Origin of the sequence: Herbidospora yilanensis, from assembly GCF_001570565.1 — a bacterium.
Lineage (GTDB): Bacteria > Actinomycetota > Actinomycetes > Streptosporangiales > Streptosporangiaceae > Herbidospora > Herbidospora yilanensis.
In genome coordinates this window covers 1-1,272 of record NZ_BBXE01000004.1, presented here as the reverse complement: position 1 = coordinate 1,272, position 1,272 = coordinate 1, and the positions used below count along the sequence as shown (strand labels likewise).

The 1,272-nt window shown below is 68.3% G+C and carries 1 protein-coding gene; it reads left to right on the top strand.

Annotated elements, in window-relative coordinates; genetic code table 11:
- The coding region (locus AW273_RS00025) for a glycosyl hydrolase family 95 catalytic domain-containing protein (protein WP_439648612.1) at positions 1-1,272 on the top strand (1,272 nt) is incomplete at both ends.

The window sequence follows — 1,272 nt, the reverse complement described above, 5'->3', positions numbered from 1 at the left end:
CACCTGACCGCCGCCGCGGCCCGCTCCTGGACCGACCTGCGCGGCAGGCACATCGCCGACTACCAGACGCTGTTCAACCGCACCACCCTGGACCTCGGCCGCACCTCCGCCGCCGACCAGCCCACCGACGTCCGCATCGCCCAGCACAACAACGTCAACGACCCCCAGTTCGCCGCGTTGTTGTTCCAGTTCGGCCGCTACCTGCTCATCTCCTCCTCCCGCCCCGGCACCCAACCGGCCAACCTGCAAGGCATCTGGAACGACTCCCTCACCCCCTCCTGGGACTCCAAATACACGATCAACGCCAACCTGCCGATGAACTACTGGCACGCCGACACCACCAACCTGGCCGAATGCTTCGACCCGGTGTTCAAGATGATCAGCGAGCTGGCCGTCACCGGCGCCCGCACCGCCCAGGTCCAGTACAACGCCGGCGGCTGGGTCACCCACCACAACACCGACGCCTGGCGTGCCACCTCCGTCGTCGACGGCGCCCTGTGGGGCATGTGGCAGACCGGCGGCGCCTGGCTGGCCACCCTCATCTGGGAGCACTACACCTTCACCGGCGACCTGGACTTCCTGCGCACCTACTACCCCGCCATGAAAGGCGCCGCCCAGTTCTTCCTCGACACCCTCGTCCCAGAGCCCAGCCTCGGCTACCTGGTGACGAATCCCTCCAACTCCCCGGAGCTGCCCCACCACAACGGGGTCAGCGTCTGCGCCGGCCCGACCATGGACAACCAGATCCTGCGCGACCTGTTCAACGGCTGCGCCCAAGCCGCCCAGACCCTCAGCGTGGACGCCACCTTCCGCACCCAGGTACTGGCCGCCCGCGACCGCCTCCCCCCGATGAAGACCGGCTCACGCGGCAACATCCAGGAATGGCTCTACGACTGGATCGAACCCGAGACCGGGCACCGCCACATCTCCCACCTGTACGGGCTGCACCCCAGCAACCAGATCACCAAACGCGGCACCCCCGCCCTGCACACCGCCGCCCGCCGCACCCTGGAACTGCGCGGCGACGACGGCACCGGCTGGTCCCTCGCCTGGAAGATCAACTACTGGGCGCGCATGGAAGAAGGCGCCCGCGCCCACACCCTGCTCCGCCTGCTGGTCACCACCGCCCGCCTGGCCCCCAACATGTTCGACCTCCACCCGCCCTTCCAGATCGACGGCAACTTCGGCGCCACCTCCGGCATCGCCGAAATGCTCCTCCAATCCCACAACAACGAACTCCACGTACTGCCCGCCCTCCCGTCGGCCTGGCCC